Below are 17,602 nucleotides of genomic sequence, written 5' to 3'. Positions count from 1 at the left end.
CGGCCTGCCGCTTCTTCCGGGCAGAAATATCCCCAGCTCCGGGGCAGCACCCCGGCCCGGCCCTTGCCGCCGCCGCCGCGCGGTGAATACTGGGCGCATGGACTGGCGCGACGAAGGCGTGCTCCTGTCGGTGCGCCGGCACGGGGAAAGCGCCGCGATCATCGAGGTGTTCACCCCCGGCCACGGCCGCCATGCCGGCGTCGTGCGCGGCGGCGCGTCGCGCAAGCTGGCGCCGGTGCTGCAACCCGGCGCCCAGCTCGACCTGAGCTGGCGGGCCCGACTCGAGGATCACCTCGGCGCCTTCACCGTCGAGCCGTTGCGCGGCCGGGCGGCCGGGCTGCTAAGCGACCGGCTGGCGCTCGCGGGGCTCAACGCGCTCTGCGCCCTGCTCGGCTTCGCCCTGCCCGAGCGCGAGCCGCATCCGGCGCTCTACGCCGCCTCGGTGGCGATGTTCGATGCGCTGGCAGAGGAGGGCTGGCCGCTGGCCTACCTGCGCTGGGAGATGCTGCTGCTGGAAGAGATGGGCTTCGGCCTCGACCTGAGCTCCTGCGCCGTCACCGGCAGCCGCGACGACCTGGCCTATGTCAGCCCGCGCAGCGGCCGCGCGGTCAGCCGCGAAGGCGCCGGCGACTGGGCGCCGAAACTGCTGCCGCTGCCGCTCTGCCTGCTGGGCCAGGGTCCGGCCAGCGCCGCCGAGATTGCCGAGGGGCTGCGGCTGACGGGCCATTTCCTCGGCCATCACCTCGCCCCGGCGCTGGGCAACCGGCCACTGCCCGAGGCCCGGAACCGGCTGGTCGCGGCGCTGATGCGGGCGCAATAGGGCCTATTTCACCGCGCCGCTGTCGATCAGGAAATGGCCGGTCTCGCGCAGGCTGTCGGCGGTATTGCGGAACCGCATCCCCATCACCTCGCGCGCGCGTGCATTCGACACCCAGTCGACATGGCCGAGGCTGGGCAGGATCGAGCGGATCGCCGGGTCGAACTTGCCCAACAGCTTCATCAGCCAGTCCGGTGCCACCCGGCGCGGGATCCGGCGGCCGGGGAATTCCTGCCGCAGCAGGCTGGAGATCTCGGCAAACCACATCGAGCGATCGGAGGCGATGAAGCGCCGACCGGCCGTCTCGGGCCGGGCGACCGCGCGCAGGTGCATCTCGGCCACGTCGCGGACGTCGACCAGCGGGAAGCCCATGCGCGGCACCATCGGGTCCTTGCCCGCCAGCAGCCGCTGGACGATGCCGACCGAACTGCCGAAGCGGGCGTCGAGCGGGGCGCCGATGACGACGACCGGGTTGATCACGGTCAGGCCGATTCCCGGCGCCTCTTTCTTGACGAAATCCCAAGCGGCGCGCTCGGCCAGGGTCTTGGACTTGACGTAGGCGGTGGCCGAGGGGTGGTCGAGATCGGACCAGTCCTCCTCGGTCCAGGGCCGGCCGACATCCGACTTGCCGGCCATGATCGCCGCCGAGGACGAGGTCAGCACGACGCGCCCGATCCCGGCCGCATGCGCCGCCGCCAGCGCCCGCCGCGTGCCGTCGACCGCCGGCCGGATCAGCGCGTCCTCGTCCCGGGGCTGGCCGAGCGGAAAGGGCGAGGCGGTATGGACCAGCGCCTCGGCCCCCGCCATCGTCGCGGCCCAGCCGTCGTCGCGGGTCAGGTCGAGCGTGGCGAAGTCGAGCCGCTCCTGCGCCGCCGCGTCCGCCAGATGAGGCGCCACCGCCGCCCGCACCTCGTCGGCGCGCGCGGGGCTGCGCAGGGTGGCGGTGACGCGATACCCCGCCGCCAGCAGCTTCAGCAGCACATGCTTGGCGATATAGCCCGATGCGCCGGTCAGAACGATACGTCCTTGATCGGTCATGACGGTCCCCCGATCCGAGTCGGGCGAACCCTAAGACGCTGACTCTCAGGATCAAGGGGTGGGTCGGCGCATCGGCGGATATCAGTCGGTGAAGGTCACCGGCGGCAGCGGCCGGCGATCGACACCCAGCGAAAACAGGTCGGGCCGCGAGTAATGCCCGGCGACGTCGAGCGAACGGCGCGCACGCCGTGCCGCCTCGGCGTCGATCTCGGCATAGAGGATGTCCTGGCTCTTCGCCTGCGGCCCGGCCGCGAGCGCGCCCATCGGCTTGGCCACCACCGCGTCGCCGACATTGATCCATTCCTCGGGCGTGAACAGCGTGTCGCGCTCGGGGAAGTCGGCCGGCACGTCGGCGCCGGTCATCGCCGTCGCGGTGCCGATCACCCAGCAGCCGCCCTCCTTGGCGATGTGGCGCATGGTGGCGGTCCAGCTTTCGCCCGTGTCCCAGGTCGGCGCGACGAGGATGTCCATCTTCTGGGCATAGAGCGCGTAGCGGGCCAGCGGCAGGTAGTTCTCCCAGCAGATCAGCCCGCCGATCCGGCCGACCGGGGTATCGACGACGCGCAGGCCGGACGCGTCGCCGAAGCCCCAGACCATGCGTTCGGGATTGGTCGGCATCAGCTTGCGGTGGCGGTTGAGGAGGCTGCCGTCGGGACCGATGATGACCAGCGTGTTGAAGATCGTGGTGCCGGAATAGGCGCCGTCAAGCTCGTTGATCCCCATCGCGATGGTGATCCGGTGGCGCTGCGCCGCCTCCTGGATCGGCAGCAGGTGATCCTGGCCCAGATCGACGGCATTGGCGCGGAACCGGGCGTGGATTTCCCCCGCCAGCGCGCCGTCGCCGCCGGGACGCAGGCGCCAGGCCCAGGTCGGATAGCCGGGGATGAAGGCCTCGGGAAAGACCAGCAGTTCGGCCCCCTCGGCGGCGGCCTCGTCGATCGAGGCCAGCGCGCCCTCGATCGTCGCCTCGCGATTCAGCAGCGCCGGCGGGCGCTGGATGACGGCAGCTTTGGCGGCCATGGTCGTCTCCTTCCGATGCGGAAGTGCCGACACGTCAGTTTGCCGCCCGTGGCGTGCCTTTCGGACTGCGGACCCCTCTCCGCGGCGATCACTGGTTCAGCGGCGGCAACGCCAGTCTATCACGCAACCGTGAATATCCCAACGCCGCCGGCGCCCTCAGCCCAGCAGCCGCCGCGCGATCACCTGCGCCTGGATCTCGGCCGCGCCCTCGAAGATGTTGAGGATGCGGGCGTCGCAGAGAATGCGGCTGATCTGGTATTCCAGCGCGAAGCCGTTGCCGCCATGGATCTGCAGCGCGTTGTCCGCCGCCGCCCAGGCGACCCGGGCGCCGAGCAGCTTGGCCATCCCGGCCTCGAGGTCGCAACGCTGGTCGTGGTCCTTCTCCCAGGCGGCGAAGTAGGTCAGCTGACGGGCGATCATGATCTCGACCGCCATCATCGCCAGCTTGCCGCCGACGCGCGGGAACTCGATCAGCGACTTGCCGAACTGCTTGCGCTCCTCGGCATATTGCATCCCCACTTCCAGCGCGTTCTGGGCCACGCCGATGGCGCGGGCGGCGGTCTGGATGCGGGCCGATTCGAAGGTCTGCATCAGCTGCTTGAAGCCCTGGCCCTCGACGCCGCCGAGAAGGTTCGCGCCCTTCACCCTGAAGCCGTCGAAGCCCAGCTCGTATTCCTTCATGCCGCGATAGCCCAGCACCTCGATCTCGCCGCCGGTCATGCCCGGCGTCGGGAAGGGATCGGCATCGTCGCCCGGCATCTTCTCGGCCAGGAACATGCTCAGGCCCTTGTAATCGGTGGTGTCCGGATCGGTCCGGGCCAGCAGGGTCATGACATGGGCGCGGGCGGCATGGGTGATCCAGGTCTTGTTGCCGGTGATCAGGTAATCGTCGCCCTCCTTCACCGCGCGGGTGCGCAGGGAGCCGAGATCCGAACCGGTATTGGGCTCGGTGAAGACGGCGGTGGGCAGGATCTCGGCGCTGGCAATCTTCGGCAGCCATTCGGCCTTCTGATCCTCGGTGCCGCCGCAGAGGATCAGCTCGGCCGCGATCTCGGACCGGGTGCCCAGGCTGCCGACGCCGATATAGCCGCGGCTGAGTTCCTCGCTGACCACCACCATCGAGGCCTTCGACAGGCCGAAGCCGCCGAACTCCTCAGGGATAGTCAGGCCGAAGACGCCGAGCTCCGCCAGCTCCTCGATGATCTCCATCGGGATGAAGTCGTCCTTCAGGTGCCACGCGTGGGCGTTCGGCACCACCCGCTCGTCGGCGAAGCGGCGGAACTGCTCGCGGATCATCTCGAGCTCTTCGTCCAGGCCCGAGGCGCCGAAGGTCGCGCGGCCATGATTCTCGCGCATCAGCACCACCAGGCGGGCGCGGGCCGCCGGGCTGTTGCCCTCGGCCATCAGCCGCGCCGCCGCCTCGCCCGCCGCCGGCACCGCGACGCCGATCGCGTCGAGCCGGGCAATCTCGCCTTGGCTCATCGGCATGCCGCCGCGGATCTGCGACAGGTATTCGCCGTAACCGATCTGCAGCAGAAGCTGCTCCATCTCGCCGAAGCTGCCGGCCTCTTCCAGCCGCCCGGCCCAGGCCCGCATCTGGCGCAGACTCTCGACATAGGTTGCCAGCCAGGCCAGGGCATGGGCGGCGAACTGCTCGCGCTCCAGCGCCGCGCCAGAGACCCGGCCGTCGACCGTCACCCTTGCCCGCACCGCCGCCTTGGCCTCGTCCAGAAGCGCCTCGACCTCGGGCAGCGCCGCCGCGGCAAGCGCCAGCAGATCGGGCATCACCGGGCTGGCCGGGGTCGCGGTCTGTCCGTCATGGGGCATGGCTGATCTCCGTTTCTGCACTTGCGAGGGAGATAGGGCCTTTGCAGCCGCAGCGCAACAAAAATTCGCCGTCGCCCATCATGGTGAACGAATGTGTCGCATCGGATTTTGCCGCTGCAGCCCCTTGCGAACCACGCTATAGCGGGCGGGACGCGACGGGGACGGGATGATGGACATATTTGCAGGCGGGCTCGAGCCCTGGGCGCTGGCGCTGGCCATCGCGGTGACGCTGGTGGCGGGCTTCGTCAAGGGCGCGGTCGGATTCGCCATGCCGATGATCATGATCTCGGCGCTGTCCTCCTTCCTGCCGGGGCACGAGGCGCTGGCCGCGCTGCTGCTGCCGACCCTGACCACCAACCTCGCCCAGGCCTTCCGCCAGGGCCCGTCGGCGGCCTGGGAGTCGGTGGTGAAATACCGGCGCATGATCGTCACCATCATCGTCTTCATCGTCATCTCGGCCCAGTTCGTGCTGCTGATCCCGAGCTGGCTGATGTATGTCCTGCTCGGCGTGCCGATCGTCGGCTTCGCGCTCTACCAGCTCTCGGGCCGGCCGCTGGTGATCGCCATCCACCACCGCAAGCGGGTCGAGATCGTCCTCGGCATCGTCGCCGGCCTCTACGGCGGCATCTCGGGCGTCTGGGGGCCGCCGCTCTTGGTCTACCTGCTGTCGACCGGCACCGAGAAGCGCGAGCAGGTGCGGGTCCAGGGCGTGGTCTTCCTGCTCGGCGCGGTGATGCTGACGGTGGCCCACCTGCGCTCGGGCGTGCTCAATGCCTCGACCGCCCCGCTGTCGGCACTGCTGGTGATTCCCGCCTGGATCGGCATGTGGGTCGGCTTCAGGCTGCAGGACCGGCTCGACCCGGTGCGCTTCCGCTGGTGGACCCTGCTGCTGCTGGCGATCACCGGCGCCAACCTGATCCGCCGCGGGTTGATGGGCTAGGCTCCAGGCCCGCTTTGCCTTTTCATCTTCATCCAAATATCCCGGGGGCCCGGGGGCAGCGCCCCCGGCCTTCCTGCCTGCCCGGCGCCAAAGGCCAAAAAACATTGGCCCAGACAGTTGACTTGCCGCCGAGTCGGCCATAGAAGCGCGTCTTCAGATTTACCCGAACCGAAAAACCGGAACTCGTACAGATGGCCAATACGCCCCAGTCCAAGAAGCGCGCCCGCCAGAATGAAGCGCGCTATGCCGTGAACAAGGCGCGCCGCTCGCGGATCCGCACCTTCCTGCGCAAGGTGGAAGAGGCGATCAGCTCGGGCGACCAGGCCGCCGCGTCGGAAGCCCTGCGCAGCGCCCAGCCGGAAATCGCCCGCGGCGTGACCAAGGGTGTGCTGCACAAGAACACCGCAGCCCGCAAGATGTCGCGCCTGTCGTCGCGCGTGAAGGCCCTCTCGGCCTGACCCGACCGGCCGGCTCGCCCGGCTTTGACAGACTGCCGAAGGGCGCACCTCTGGTGCGCCTTTTCGCATTTCTGGGCCGAGTCCCACTTTGGGAATATCCCGAATTCGGCCACCGTGCCCTTTTTGCACAGCCGCCGGGATTCGCTTTCACCAAGCCTGAGTCAAGACCATAGTTCTGTTGCGCCGCCGCGCGACACCGGGCTAGCGTCTAGGAGCGATTCACATCGCCTTGGGGGGACATGGAAGGTCAGGGAGCCCCGCCAGTAGACGCCACTGCCAGGCAGCTACGGGTCGGGACGCCACGGGATCTACGGATTTCGGGGGTGGTAGGCTTTTGCCTGTCACGCTATCGGTGCCAGCGAAGCGGCTGCCGCGAAAACGCGGTCCACAGGCTGTTTCTCATGTCCAAATGAACAACGCGCCCCCGCCGGGCTGCCATATCGGGAGATCCCGGTATTGGGCTTCAGCCGGCGGGCAGACGGGTTGCGCCGCGTCGGCGCAGGCCGCCGGTTGGTTCGTTCCTCATGGCAGATTCGGGTCGCACAATAACCGGGGGCTGCAAGCCGGGTACGCGTATCTGTGTTTGTGTGATGTGTGGTGCAGTCGCCTCAATAAAAACGCGTGGACAGCGGGTCGGAAGATGACGAATGAAACCTGGGGGCATGTACGTGGCGAACTTCTCAAGAGACTGGGCAAAAACAACTTCGTAACCTGGATCGAGCCGCTGCGCTTCGCGGAACTGCGCGACGGCGTGGCACGGTTCACCGTGCCGACGAACTTCTTCGGCAACTGGGTCGAGCGCAATTTCTCCGATCAGATCCGGCAGCAGCTGATCTCGGCCGGCGCATCGGTCGACCGGCTGGAATTCACCGTCGAAGCGGCGCGGCCGGCGGTGCAGGCCAATGCCGCCGCCACCGCGCCCGAGGGGCAGCCGGCCTCGGCCGCCGCAGCCGCCGCAGAGACGCCCCGGGCCGCCCGGCCGGCGCACCCCGCCGCGGACGACTCGGAACTGCGCAGCGCCCCGCTCGACAGCCGCTTCACCTTCGACACCTTCGTCGTCGGCAAGCCGAACGAACTGGCCCATGCCGCCGCCCGCCGGGTGGCCGAGGGCGGGCCGGTCAGCTTCAACCCGCTGTTCCTCTATGGCGGCGTCGGGCTCGGCAAGACGCACCTGATGCATGCCATCGCCCATGAGCTGCAAAGCCGCCGGCCCGAGCTGCGCGTGCTCTACCTCTCGGCCGAGCAGTTCATGTACCGCTTCATCCAGGCGCTGCGCGAAAAGCAGATCATGGACTTCAAGGAGATGTTCCGCTCGGTCGACGTGCTGATGGTCGACGACGTCCAGTTCATCGCCGGCAAGGACAGCACCCAGGAAGAGTTCTTCCACACCTTCAACGCGCTGGTCGACCAGAACAAGCAGATCGTGATCTCGGCCGATCGCGCCCCGGGCGAGATCAAGGACCTTGAGGAACGGATCAAGAGCCGGCTGCAATGCGGGCTGATCGTCGACCTGCACCCGACCGATTACGAGCTGCGTCTCGGCATCCTGCAGAACAAGGCCGAGTTCTACCACAACCAGTACAAGGGCCTGACCCTGGCGCCGGGCGTGCTCGAATTCCTTGCCCATCGCATCACCACCAATGTCCGCGTGCTGGAAGGGGCGCTGACCCGGCTATTCGCCTTCGCCTCGCTGGTCGGGCGCGAGATCACGCTGGACCTGGCCCAGGACTGCCTGGCCGACATCCTGCGCGCCTCGGATCGCAAGATCACCATCGAGGAGATCCAGCGCAAGGTGGCCGAGCATTACAACATCCGGCTGTCCGACATGATCGGCCCGAAGCGGGCGCGCAACTTCGCCCGGCCGCGGCAGATCGCGATGTACCTGGCCAAGAAGCTGACCCCGCGCAGCCTGCCCGAGATCGGCCGCCGCTTCGGCGGGCGCGATCACACCACGATCATGCACGGCGTGCGCAAGATCGAGGAGCTGATGTCGACCGACTCGCAGCTGGCCGAGGATCTGCAGCTTCTGCGCCGCCTTCTCGAAGCGTGAGGCGCCAAAGCCCGGGGGCGCCCTTGACGCTCCCGGCTTTCCGACCGAAAGTCCGGAAAACAAGCAAACCTGAGCCGCAGATCACCTCTGCGACACGAAGGGGTATGAGGGTATGAAGATCAGCATCGAGCGCGGCGCGCTTCTCAAGGCGGTGGCCCAGGCGCAATCGGTCGTCGAGCGGCGCAACACCATCCCGATCCTTGCCAACGTGCTGATCGAGGCCGAGGGCGATGCCGTCAGTTTCCGCGCCACCGACCTGGATATCGAGGTGGTCGACAAGGCCCCGGCGCAGGTCGAACGCGCCGGCGCCACCACCGTCTCGGCGGTGATGCTGCACGAGATCGTGCGCAAGCTGCCCGACGGCGCGCTGGTGCAGCTGACCGACGATGCCGCCTCGGGCCGGCTGACCGTCACCGCCGGGCGGTCGAACTTCAACCTGGCGACGCTGCCCAAGGAAGATTTCCCGGTGATGGCGTCGTCGGAATATTCATCGAACTTCTCGGCCCCGGCCCCGGTGCTGCGGCGGCTGTTCGACAAATCGAAATTCGCCATCTCGACCGAAGAGACGCGCTATTACCTCAACGGCGTCTACATGCATGTCGCCCAGGGCGAGGACGGCCCGGTGCTGCGCTGCGTCGCCACCGACGGCCACCGCCTGGCCCGGATCGACGCCGAGCTGCCCGAGGGCGCCGCCGACATGCCCGGCGTCATCGTGCCGCGCAAGACGGTGGGCGAGCTGCGCAAGCTGCTCGACGACGACGATACCCAGATCGCGGTCTCGGTGAGCGAGACCAAGGTGCGTTTTGCCACGCCGCAGATCACCCTGACCTCGAAGGTGATCGACGGCACCTTCCCCGACTACACACGCGTGATCCCGGTCGGGAACACCCGCCAGATGGAGGTCGACGCGGCCGAGTTCGCCAAGGCGGTCGACCGCGTCGCGACGGTGTCGTCCGAGCGCAGCCGCGCCGTCAAGCTGTCGCTGGACGAGGACCGGCTGGTGCTCTCGGTCAACGCCCCCGACAGCGGTGCGGCCGAAGAGGAACTGGCCGTGGCCTATGGCGACGAGCGGCTCGAGATCGGCTTCAACGCCAAGTACCTGCTCGAGATCGCCAGCCAGGTCGATCGCGAGAACGCGGTGTTCCTGTTCAACGGCTCGGGCGACCCGACGCTGATGCGCGAGGGCAACGACACCTCGGCGGTCTATGTCGTGATGCCGATGCGCGTGTGACGACAGCGGCGCCGGGGGTTTCACACCCCCGGACCCCCGTGGAGTATTTTCGCAAAGAAGAAGGGCAGACATGTCGGTGCTGGCCCTTTCCGAGCTGACCCTGTCGCATTTCCGCTCGCATCGGGCGGGACGGCTGGTGCTGGACGGCCGGCCGGTGGCGATCCACGGGCCGAACGGGGCCGGCAAGACCAATATCCTTGAGGCGGTGTCGCTGCTGTCGCCCGGGCGCGGGCTGCGGCGGGCGGCGGCCGAGGAGATGGCACGGCGGCCCGAGGCCCTGGGCTGGAAGATCGCGGCCACGATCCGCAGCCTGTGGCAGGTGCACGAGGTCGAGACCTGGGCCGAGCCGGGCCAGTCGCGCCAGGTCCGGATCGACGACAAGGCGGCGAGCCAGGCGGCGCTGGGGCGGATCGCCCGGGTGCTGTGGCTGGTGCCGGCGATGGACCGGCTGTGGCTGGAGGGCGCCGAGGGCCGGCGGCGCTTCCTCGACCGCATGGTGCTGAGTTTCGAGCCGGGTCATGCCGAGGCCGCGCTGGCCTATGAGAAGGCGATGCGCGAGCGCAACCGGCTGCTGAAGGAAGAGGCGCGCGACGGGGCCTGGTACGGGGCACTGGAAGGCCAGATGGCCGAGGCCGGTGCGGCGATCATCGCCAACCGGGCGGCGGCGCTGGCGCGGCTGGCGGCGGCGCAGGAGGGGGCGGAAACGGCTTTTCCCGCGGCGACCTTGACCCTGAGCCATCCCGAGGGCGATTTGCCCGAGAGTGCCGGGGAGTTGACCGAAGCCTTCGCTGCCGGGCGCCGGCGCGACATGGCGGCGGGGCGGACCCTGGTCGGGCCACACCGGATCGACATGGGCGCCACCTATGCCGCCAAGGGGGTGGCGGCCGATCAATGCTCGACCGGCGAACAGAAGGCGCTGCTGATCTCGCTGATCCTCGCCAATGCCCGCGCCCTGGCCGAGGATTTCGGCGCGCCGCCGATCCTGCTGCTCGACGAGGTCGCGGCCCATCTTGACGCCGGCCGCCGCGCGGCCCTCTATGACGAAATCTGCGCCCTCGGCGCCCAGGCCTTCATGACCGGCACCGGGGCGGAACTGTTCGAGGCGCTGGGCGACAGGGCCCAGGCCTTCGAGGTGCACGAAACGGGCGGCAATTCGGAAATCACCGAAGGGAGGCTGGCATGACCCCGCAACGCGTGACCCTGATCACCCTGGGCGTGGCCGACATGGCGCGGGCGCGCGAATTCTACGCCGCGCTGGGCTGGCAGCCCCATCCGCAGAGCCAGGCGGGCGTGACCTTCTACCAGATGCACGGGCTTGTGCTGGGCCTGTTCGGCTGGAACGACCTGGCCGCCGACCAGCACCGGGCGCCGGAGGAACTGGGCACCGGCGCGGTGACGCTGGCGCAGAACTTTGCCACCGAGGCCGAGGTCGATGCCGCTTTCGCGGCCGCGCTCGCGGCGGGGGCGACCGAGCTCAAGCGGCCCGAAAAGGTGTTCTGGGGCGGCTATTCCGGCTATTGCGCCGATCCCGACGGCCATGTCTGGGAAATCGCCATGAACCCGTTCTGGCCGCTGGCCGAGGACGGGTCGCTGACCCTGCCGGAGGCGCCGTGAGCCTGTCCCCCGTCGCGCTCGGCCTCTATGCCGGGGCGCTGTTCGTCCTCTTCCTCACCCCCGGCCCGGTCTGGCTGGCCCTGACCGCACGGGCACTGTCGGGCGGGTTCGCCGCCTGGCCGCTGGCCGTCGGCGTGGCGGTCGGCGACGCGCTCTGGCCGCTGGCGGCGATCTTCGGGCTGAGCTGGGTGACGGCGGCCTATGGCGGCGTCATGGACGTGCTGCGCTGGGTCGCGGTGGCGATCTTCCTGTTGCTGGGGGCGCGGCTGATCTGGCAGGCCGACAAGCCCGTCGAACGCGACAGCCGCCTGACCCGCCCCGGCCGCGCCGCCGGCTTCCTCGCCGGCATCACGGTGATCCTGAGCAACCCCAAGGCGGTGCTGTTCTACATGGGCGTGCTGCCCGGCTTCTTCGACCTGCGCCATGTCGGCGGGCCGGACATCGCCGCGATCTGCGCCCTGTCGGTGGCGGTGCCGCTGATCGGCAACCTGTGTTTCGCCTGGGCTGTGGACCGCGCGCGCCACCGGCTGACCGGGCCGAAGGGCATGGCGCGGGTCAACCGCGCGGCGGGCGGATTGCTGATCCTTGTCGGCTTGCTGATCGCCCTGACCTGACCCCCTAAATCTTGTGTCACGCGCGTGACAATCCCTGCCGGAACGCCTATAAGTCGGGCAGGAATTCAAGGAAGGTCCGAATGGCCGAAGCTGCATCGAACGCCGAAGAATACGGCGCTGAATCCATCAAGGTTCTCAAGGGGTTGGAAGCGGTCCGCAAACGCCCCGGGATGTATATCGGCGATACCGACGACGGCTCGGGCCTGCACCACATGGTCTACGAGGTCGTCGATAACGGCATCGACGAGGCCCTGGCCGGCCATGCCGACGCGGTGACGGTGAAGATTCACGCCGACAATTCGGTCTCGGTCAGCGACAACGGCCGCGGGATCCCGGTCGATATCCACCCCGAGGAAGGGGTGTCGGCGGCCGAGGTGATCATGACCCAGCTCCATGCCGGCGGCAAGTTCGACCAGAACTCCTACAAGGTCTCGGGCGGGTTGCACGGCGTCGGCGTCTCGGTGGTCAACGCGCTGTCGGACTGGCTCGAGCTGCGGATCTGGCGCAACGGGAAAGAGCACTACGCCAAGTTCGAACATGGCGACACGGTCGAGCATCTGCGGGTGGTCGGCGACGCCAATGGCCGCAAGGGCACCGAGGTGCGCTTCCTGGCCTCGACCGACACGTTCTCGAACCTCGACTACAGCTTCAAGACGCTGGAGAACCGCCTGCGCGAGCTGGCCTTCCTCAATTCCGGCGTCCGCATCATCCTGGAAGACGAACGCCCAGCCGAACCGCTGCGATCCGAGCTGCATTACGAGGGCGGCGTACGCGAATTCGTGCGCTACATCGACCGCCACAAGCAGGCGATGGTCGAGGATCCGATCTACGTCAAGGGCGAGCGCGAGGGCATCACCGTCGAAGTCGCGATGTGGTGGAACGACAGCTACAACGAGATGGTGCTGCCCTTCACCAACAACATCCCGCAGCGCGACGGCGGCACCCACCTGGCCGGCTTCCGCGGCGCGCTGACCCGGACCATCAACCTCTACGCCAATTCCTCGGGCATCCTGAAGAAGGAAAAGGTGACCTTCTCGGGCGACGACGCGCGCGAGGGGCTGACCTGCGTGCTTTCGGTCAAGGTGCCCGATCCCAAGTTCAGCTCGCAGACCAAGGACAAGCTGGTCTCGTCCGAGGTCCGGCCCGCGGTCGAGAACCTGATGAACGAGAAGCTGGGCGAGTGGTTCGACGAGCATCCGCAGGAGGCGCGCCAGATCGTCGGCAAGATCGTCGAGGCGGCGCTGGCGCGCGAGGCCGCCCGCAAGGCGCGCGAGATGACGCGGAAGAAATCGACCAACGAGGTCAGCTTCCTGTCCGGCAAGCTCAAGGAATGCTCCGAGCGCGACCCGGCCAAGCGCGAACTGTTCCTGGTCGAGGGTGACAGCGCCGGCGGCTCGGCCCAGACCGGACGCGACCGCCAGACCCAGGCCATCCTGCCCCTGCGCGGCAAGATCCTGAACGTCGAGCGGGCCCGCTTCGACCGCATGCTGTCGAGCCAGGAGATCGGCAACCTGGTGATGGCGCTGGGCACCGGCATCGGCCGCGACGAGTTCAACATCGACAAGCTGCGCTACCACAAGATCATCATCATGACCGACGCCGATGTCGACGGCGCGCATATCCGGACGCTGCTCCTGACCTTCTTCTTCCGGCAGATGCCCGAGCTGATCGAGGGCGGCTATCTCTACATCGCCCAGCCGCCGCTGTTCAAAGTCTCGCGCGGCAAGTCCGAGGTCTATCTCAAGGACAAGCCGGCGCTCGAGGATTACCTGATCGACATGGGCATCGAGGGCGCGGTGCTGCGGCTGCATTCCGGCGAGGAGATCGCCGGCGCCGACCTCGCTCGCATCATCGAGGGCGCGCGCCAGTTCCGCCGCATTCTCGAGGCCTTCCCGACCCATTACCCGCGCAACATCCTCGAACAGGCGGCGCTGGCCGGCGCCTTCGACCCAGGCCAGGCCGATGCCGACCTGCAGGCGGTCGCCGACCGGGTGGCGGCGCGGCTCGACATGGTGGCGGTGGAATACGAGCGCGGCTGGACCGGCCGCATCACCCAGGATCACGGCATCCGCCTCGCCCGCGTGCTGCGCGGGGTCGAGGAGATCCGCACCCTCGACGGCGCCGTGCTGCGCTCGGGCGAGGCGCGGCGGCTGGCCGAGATCTCGAAGACGACGCGCGACGCCTATTCCGATCCGGCCCACCTGGTGCGCCGCGACCGCGACCTGCTGATCCACGGCCCGATCGACCTGCTCGACGCGGTGCTGGCCGAAGGCGAGAAGGGCCTCAGCCTGCAACGCTACAAGGGGCTGGGCGAGATGAACCCCGACCAGCTGTGGGAAACCACGCTCGACCCCGAGGCGCGGACGCTGCTGCAGGTCAAGATCGACGACCTGGCCGAGGCCGACGACATCTTCACCAAGCTGATGGGCGACGTCGTCGAACCGCGGCGCGAATTCATCCAGAAGAACGCGCTGAGCGTCGAGAACCTGGACTTCTAGGGCGCTGTAGGGCAGCGCATGGCCGGGCGCGGCGCGCATGAGATTGCGCGGCGCGCGCTCCATGGGCGGTGCCTTTTTCACACGACCTCATGGGCCTGAAGGCTCGAATGCCCCGACTTCCGCTCACGCGTTGATGTGCCGGGCGCAGTCGGGCCCGGAGAAGAGGCCGATCAGGTGGTCGGCGACGGCCCGCACGCGCGGATGGCGTTTCAGGTCCCGCCGCATCACCAGCCACAGCTCCCGCACCGGCGGTTTCGGGCCCAGCGCGACCTCGACCAGATCCGGCCAGAGGCCGCCGATCATCCGGGGCAGAAGAACCACCCCCTGCCCCGAGCGCGCCGCCGCCGCCTGCGCCAGAAGGCTGTTCGACTGCAACCGCCGGCGCGCACCAAGCGTCTGCCGCGCCCAGGCCGCCTCTTCGAGATCCGCGCTGCTGTCGTCGAAGCCGAAAAGCGCCGGGGTCCGGTCCTTCGGCATCGCGTCCCGGTAGGCGGCGGTGGCATAGAAGGCATAGGGCAGGTCGGCCAGCCGGCGCGCGAGAAGCTCGCCCTCGGCCGGGCGACCGAGGCGCAGGGCGAGGTCGGTCTCGCGCCGGGCGAGGCTGAGGTTGCGGCTCTCGGCGATCAGCTCGATGTCGATATCGGGATGGCCGGCCAGGAAATCGCCGAGCCGGGGCGCGATCAGCAGGTCGGCGATGCTCCGCGTCGCCGTCACCCGCACCACCACGGGGCGCTGGCCGCCATGCAGCAGATCCGCGCTGATCTGCCCCGCCGCCTCGGCCATGCGTTCCGCCGCGTCGAGGACGGTGCGCCCCGCCGCGGTGAGCCCATAACCGCCGGGATGCCGCTCGAAAAGCCGCTGGCCGACCGACCGCTCGAGCTGGTCGATGCGCCGCGCCACCGTCGCATGGGTCACGCCCAGCGCCCGGGCCGTCGCCGAGAGCGTCCCCTCATGGGTGAGGGTGACGAAGAAACGAATGTCCTGCCAGTCGAGCATGCCTGTCAATTTTCGATCAGCCGCTGCACATAATTAGCAAGTTTCCGTTCAGGCCGAAACCGCTTATCCGGGTGGCTCACCCCTAGAGGACCGCCCGATGACCAACGATCCCAAGACCCTGCTGCAGCTTGCCGGCGCCCCGCCTGCCACGACCGATCTCGCCAATGCCGCCGTCGTCCTGATCGACGCCCAGCGCGAATATGACAGCGGCAGCCTGCCGCTGGCCGGTATCGACGTCGCGGTGGCCGGCGCCGGCGATCTGCTTGACGCCGCGCGGGCCGCCGCGGTGCCCGTGATCCATGTTCTGCATCACGGCCGGCCGGGCGGCGCCGTCTTCGACCCGGACCGGGGCTTCGTGCTGCCGATCGCCGGGCTCGAGCCCGCCGCGGACGAGGCGGTCGTGGTCAAGGCCCTGCCGAACGCCTTCGCCGGCACCGACCTGCAGGCGCGGCTGGCCGCGCTCGGCACCAGGAACCTGATCCTCGCCGGCTTCATGACCCATATGTGCGTCAGTTCGACGGCCCGGGCGGCGCTCGACCTCGGCCTTGCCTGCACCATCGTCGCCGATGCCACCGCCACGCGCGATCTGCCGGCCGCCGCTGGCGCGGGGATCGTGCCGGCCGCCCAGGTCCAGGCAGCAGCCCTGGCGGCGCTGGCCGACCGCTTCGCGCGCATCGTGCCGGATGCCGCATCCCTGTTTCCCCTCAACGCCTGAAACCGCCGCCATGCCTGCCGGGATGATCGCGGGGGGCCGATCCGCCTCGGTCTCTCTGCCCTTCGCAGGGGAGCGGCCCCCCCCCTGCACGGCCGGAAATGCCTTTTTTCCACCACCGGTTTCGCTAGGGTAGGAATTGCAGGCAGGGCCCCGCAGCTTGCGGGCCCGGAATCGGGAGGCGCGCATGGCATCGGCGGATCATCGGATCTTCGAGATCGAAAACCTGACGCTTCAGCGGGGGATCACCCTGCCGCGCGCGCAGATCACCTACAAGACCTATGGCCGGCTGGCCGGGGACAAGTCCAATGTCATCCTCTACCCGACTTCCTACGGCGCCCAGCATCACGACACCGAGTGGCTGATCGGGCCGGGCCGGGTGCTGGACCCGAGGGAGTGGTTCATCGTCATCCCGAACATGTTCGGCAACGGCCTGTCGTCCTCGCCCTCGAACCTCGACGCCCCGTTCGGCCCGGACCGTTGCCCGACCTTCACCCACTGGGACAACGTCCACGCCCAGCGCCGGATGCTCGAGGCGGAGTTCGGCATCGAGCGGCTGGCGATGGTCTATGGCTGGTCGATGGGCGCGCAACAGGCGTTGCACTGGGGCGCGATCTTTCCCGACCGGGTCGAGCGTATCTGCGCCGTCTGCGGCTCGGCCCGGACCTCGATCCACAACAAGGTCTTCCTCGAAGGCGTCCGCGCGGCGTTGACCGGCGATCCGAACTGGCGCGGCGACCATTTCGCCGCCCACCCCGTGCGCGGGCTGCGGGCGATGGGCCGCGTCTATGCCGGCTGGGCGATGTCGCAGGCCTTCTATCGCGAGAAGCTCTACGAACAGGCCGGCTTCAGCTCGCTCGAGGATTTCCTGGTGCGCTCGTGGGAGGCGAACTTCCTGCGCCGCGACGCCCATGACCTGCTGGCCGGGCTCGAGACCTGGATGGCCTCGGACATCTCGGACAACGCGCTCTACAACGGCGATCTGGCCGCGGCGCTCGGCGCGATCACGGCGCGCAGCATCGTCATGCCGTCGCGCACCGATCTCTACTTCACGCCCGAGGACAGCGAGATCGAGACCGCGATGATGCCGAACGCCGAGCTCCGCCCGATCGAGTCGATCTGGGGCCATCGCGCCGGCAACCCGGTCTTCAATCCCGAGGACGAGGCGGTCCTGCGCCGGGCGGTGGCGGAGCTGCTCGTCGGCTGACAGCCCCGCGGCACGCGGCCTGTCAGGCGACCGCCCGGCCGGCCTGAACGGCGTCGAGCCAGGCGCTGAGCGCGGCGATGTCCGGGGCGAGCGGCTGGCGCATGCCGGCGGCGAAATCCTCCAGCGCATCCGCATTCAGCCCGTTCACCCCGACCAGCACCGGGATCGACCGCGCCACCGCCTCGGCGATCACCCCGCGCAGCCCGCGGCCCTCCGCCTCCATCTTGCCGAACTTGTTGACGATCAGCAGGTCGGCGCCGCCCTGCAGGGCGCGTTCGACGCCGGCGACGGCCTGTTCCAGCGCCGCCGGATCGAGCCGGCAGCCGCGCGACCCGGCCCCCAGCGCCTGCGAGATGCGCAGCACCGGCCCGTCGGGCAGCACCTTGATGTCCATGTCGCAGGCATGCGCAGGCACGCGTTCGCTATTGATCTGGACCGTGCCGCAGACCCGCAGGCCGCGGCCCGTGGCATGCTCGGCAAAGCGGGCCAGCAGCAGGTCGGTATCGCCCCGTCCGGGGCTGCGCACCGTCGCGATCGAATACATGAGGGGGCTCCTTCTTGGCTACAGGGCAGGACGGCG

At 68.9% G+C, this 17,602-nt stretch carries 16 protein-coding genes; 11 read left to right on the top strand and 5 right to left on the bottom strand.

Annotation, left to right across the window (positions count from 1 at the left end; translation table 11 throughout):
• Positions 1–97: 97 nt before the first annotated feature.
• Entirely contained in the window at positions 98–820 is a 723-nt protein-coding gene (recO, locus tag ACFOES_RS14875; protein ID WP_377834099.1) for a DNA repair protein RecO, read from the top strand.
• A gap of 3 nt (positions 821–823) precedes the next feature.
• Here the strand turns inward: recO and ACFOES_RS14870 are convergent, their stop codons facing one another.
• From ACFOES_RS14870 to ACFOES_RS14860, 3 genes are all read right to left on the bottom strand, one after another.
• Positions 824–1,855, bottom strand: coding sequence for an NAD-dependent epimerase/dehydratase family protein (locus tag ACFOES_RS14870; protein WP_377834098.1), 1,032 nt, complete (start codon positions 1,853–1,855; stop codon positions 824–826).
• Between the two features lie 81 nt (positions 1,856–1,936).
• Entirely contained in the window at positions 1,937–2,875 is a 939-nt protein-coding gene (locus ACFOES_RS14865; RefSeq protein ID WP_377834097.1) for a carbon-nitrogen hydrolase family protein, read from the bottom strand.
• A 156-nt stretch (positions 2,876–3,031) separates the two neighbouring features.
• The gene (locus ACFOES_RS14860) at positions 3,032–4,702 is read right to left on the bottom strand and encodes an acyl-CoA dehydrogenase family protein (RefSeq protein ID WP_377834096.1); all 1,671 of its coding nucleotides are present in this window, start codon (positions 4,700–4,702) and stop codon (positions 3,032–3,034) included.
• A gap of 169 nt (positions 4,703–4,871) precedes the next feature.
• Here ACFOES_RS14860 and ACFOES_RS14855 point away from each other — a divergent pair, with 169 nt between their 5' ends.
• The 8 genes from ACFOES_RS14855 (at position 4,872) to gyrB (ending at position 14,107) form a co-directional block, all read left to right on the top strand.
• Positions 4,872–5,642 carry a sulfite exporter TauE/SafE family protein gene (locus ACFOES_RS14855; RefSeq protein ID WP_377834095.1) on the top strand — a complete coding sequence of 257 codons (771 nt, stop codon included), beginning with the start codon at positions 4,872–4,874 and terminating at the stop codon, positions 5,640–5,642.
• A gap of 191 nt (positions 5,643–5,833) precedes the next feature.
• Positions 5,834–6,100, top strand: coding sequence for a 30S ribosomal protein S20 (rpsT, locus tag ACFOES_RS14850; protein WP_377834094.1), 267 nt, complete (start codon positions 5,834–5,836; stop codon positions 6,098–6,100).
• Positions 6,101–6,740: 640 nt separating this feature from the next.
• The gene (dnaA, locus tag ACFOES_RS14845) at positions 6,741–8,150 is read left to right on the top strand and encodes a chromosomal replication initiator protein DnaA (protein ID WP_377834093.1); all 1,410 of its coding nucleotides are present in this window, start codon (positions 6,741–6,743) and stop codon (positions 8,148–8,150) included.
• 112 nt (positions 8,151–8,262) lie between these two features.
• Complete coding sequence (dnaN, locus tag ACFOES_RS14840) at positions 8,263–9,381, top strand: DNA polymerase III subunit beta (RefSeq protein WP_377834092.1); 1,119 nt, start codon at positions 8,263–8,265, stop codon at positions 9,379–9,381.
• 70 nt (positions 9,382–9,451) lie between these two features.
• Positions 9,452–10,564, top strand: a complete 1,113-nt coding sequence (recF, locus tag ACFOES_RS14835; protein WP_377834091.1) for a DNA replication/repair protein RecF — start codon at positions 9,452–9,454, stop codon at positions 10,562–10,564.
• Positions 10,561–10,995 (top strand): VOC family protein, encoded by a 435-nt coding sequence (locus ACFOES_RS14830; RefSeq protein WP_377834090.1) that lies wholly within the window; start codon positions 10,561–10,563, stop codon positions 10,993–10,995. Before recF ends, ACFOES_RS14830 begins: the two co-directional genes overlap by 4 nt.
• The gene (locus tag ACFOES_RS14825; protein WP_377834089.1) at positions 10,992–11,609 is read left to right on the top strand and encodes a LysE family translocator; all 618 of its coding nucleotides are present in this window, start codon (positions 10,992–10,994) and stop codon (positions 11,607–11,609) included. The genes ACFOES_RS14830 and ACFOES_RS14825 overlap by 4 nt, the downstream gene beginning before the upstream one ends.
• An 80-nt stretch (positions 11,610–11,689) precedes the next feature.
• Positions 11,690–14,107, top strand: a complete 2,418-nt coding sequence (gene gyrB, locus ACFOES_RS14820) for a DNA topoisomerase (ATP-hydrolyzing) subunit B (protein ID WP_377834088.1) — start codon at positions 11,690–11,692, stop codon at positions 14,105–14,107.
• Positions 14,108–14,230: 123 nt separating this feature from the next.
• On the opposite strand, the gene ACFOES_RS14815 is transcribed toward gyrB, so the two are convergent.
• Positions 14,231–15,103: a LysR family transcriptional regulator gene (locus ACFOES_RS14815; RefSeq protein ID WP_377834087.1), complete on the bottom strand. Its 873-nt coding sequence runs from the start codon at positions 15,101–15,103 to the stop codon at positions 14,231–14,233.
• 97 nt (positions 15,104–15,200) lie between these two features.
• Here ACFOES_RS14815 and ACFOES_RS14810 point away from each other — a divergent pair, with 97 nt between their 5' ends.
• Together ACFOES_RS14810 and ACFOES_RS14805 are read left to right on the top strand one after the other, a co-directional pair.
• A complete protein-coding gene (locus ACFOES_RS14810; RefSeq protein WP_377834086.1) occupies positions 15,201–15,818 on the top strand; it encodes a cysteine hydrolase family protein in 618 nt (205 codons plus the stop codon).
• A gap of 184 nt (positions 15,819–16,002) precedes the next feature.
• The gene (locus ACFOES_RS14805; RefSeq protein WP_377834085.1) at positions 16,003–17,022 is read left to right on the top strand and encodes an alpha/beta fold hydrolase; all 1,020 of its coding nucleotides are present in this window, start codon (positions 16,003–16,005) and stop codon (positions 17,020–17,022) included.
• A 22-nt stretch (positions 17,023–17,044) separates the two neighbouring features.
• Here ACFOES_RS14805 and ACFOES_RS14800 read toward each other — a convergent pair whose 3' ends face one another.
• Positions 17,045–17,566, bottom strand: coding sequence for a DUF2478 domain-containing protein (locus tag ACFOES_RS14800; RefSeq protein WP_377834084.1), 522 nt, complete (start codon positions 17,564–17,566; stop codon positions 17,045–17,047).
• Between the last annotated feature and the right edge of the window lie 36 nt (positions 17,567–17,602).

This window comes from Acidimangrovimonas pyrenivorans (assembly GCF_042643245.1).
Lineage (GTDB): Bacteria > Pseudomonadota > Alphaproteobacteria > Rhodobacterales > Rhodobacteraceae > Acidimangrovimonas > Acidimangrovimonas pyrenivorans.
The sequence above is the reverse complement of the archived record's forward strand: the minus strand, read 5'-3'. Positions and strand labels throughout refer to the sequence as shown.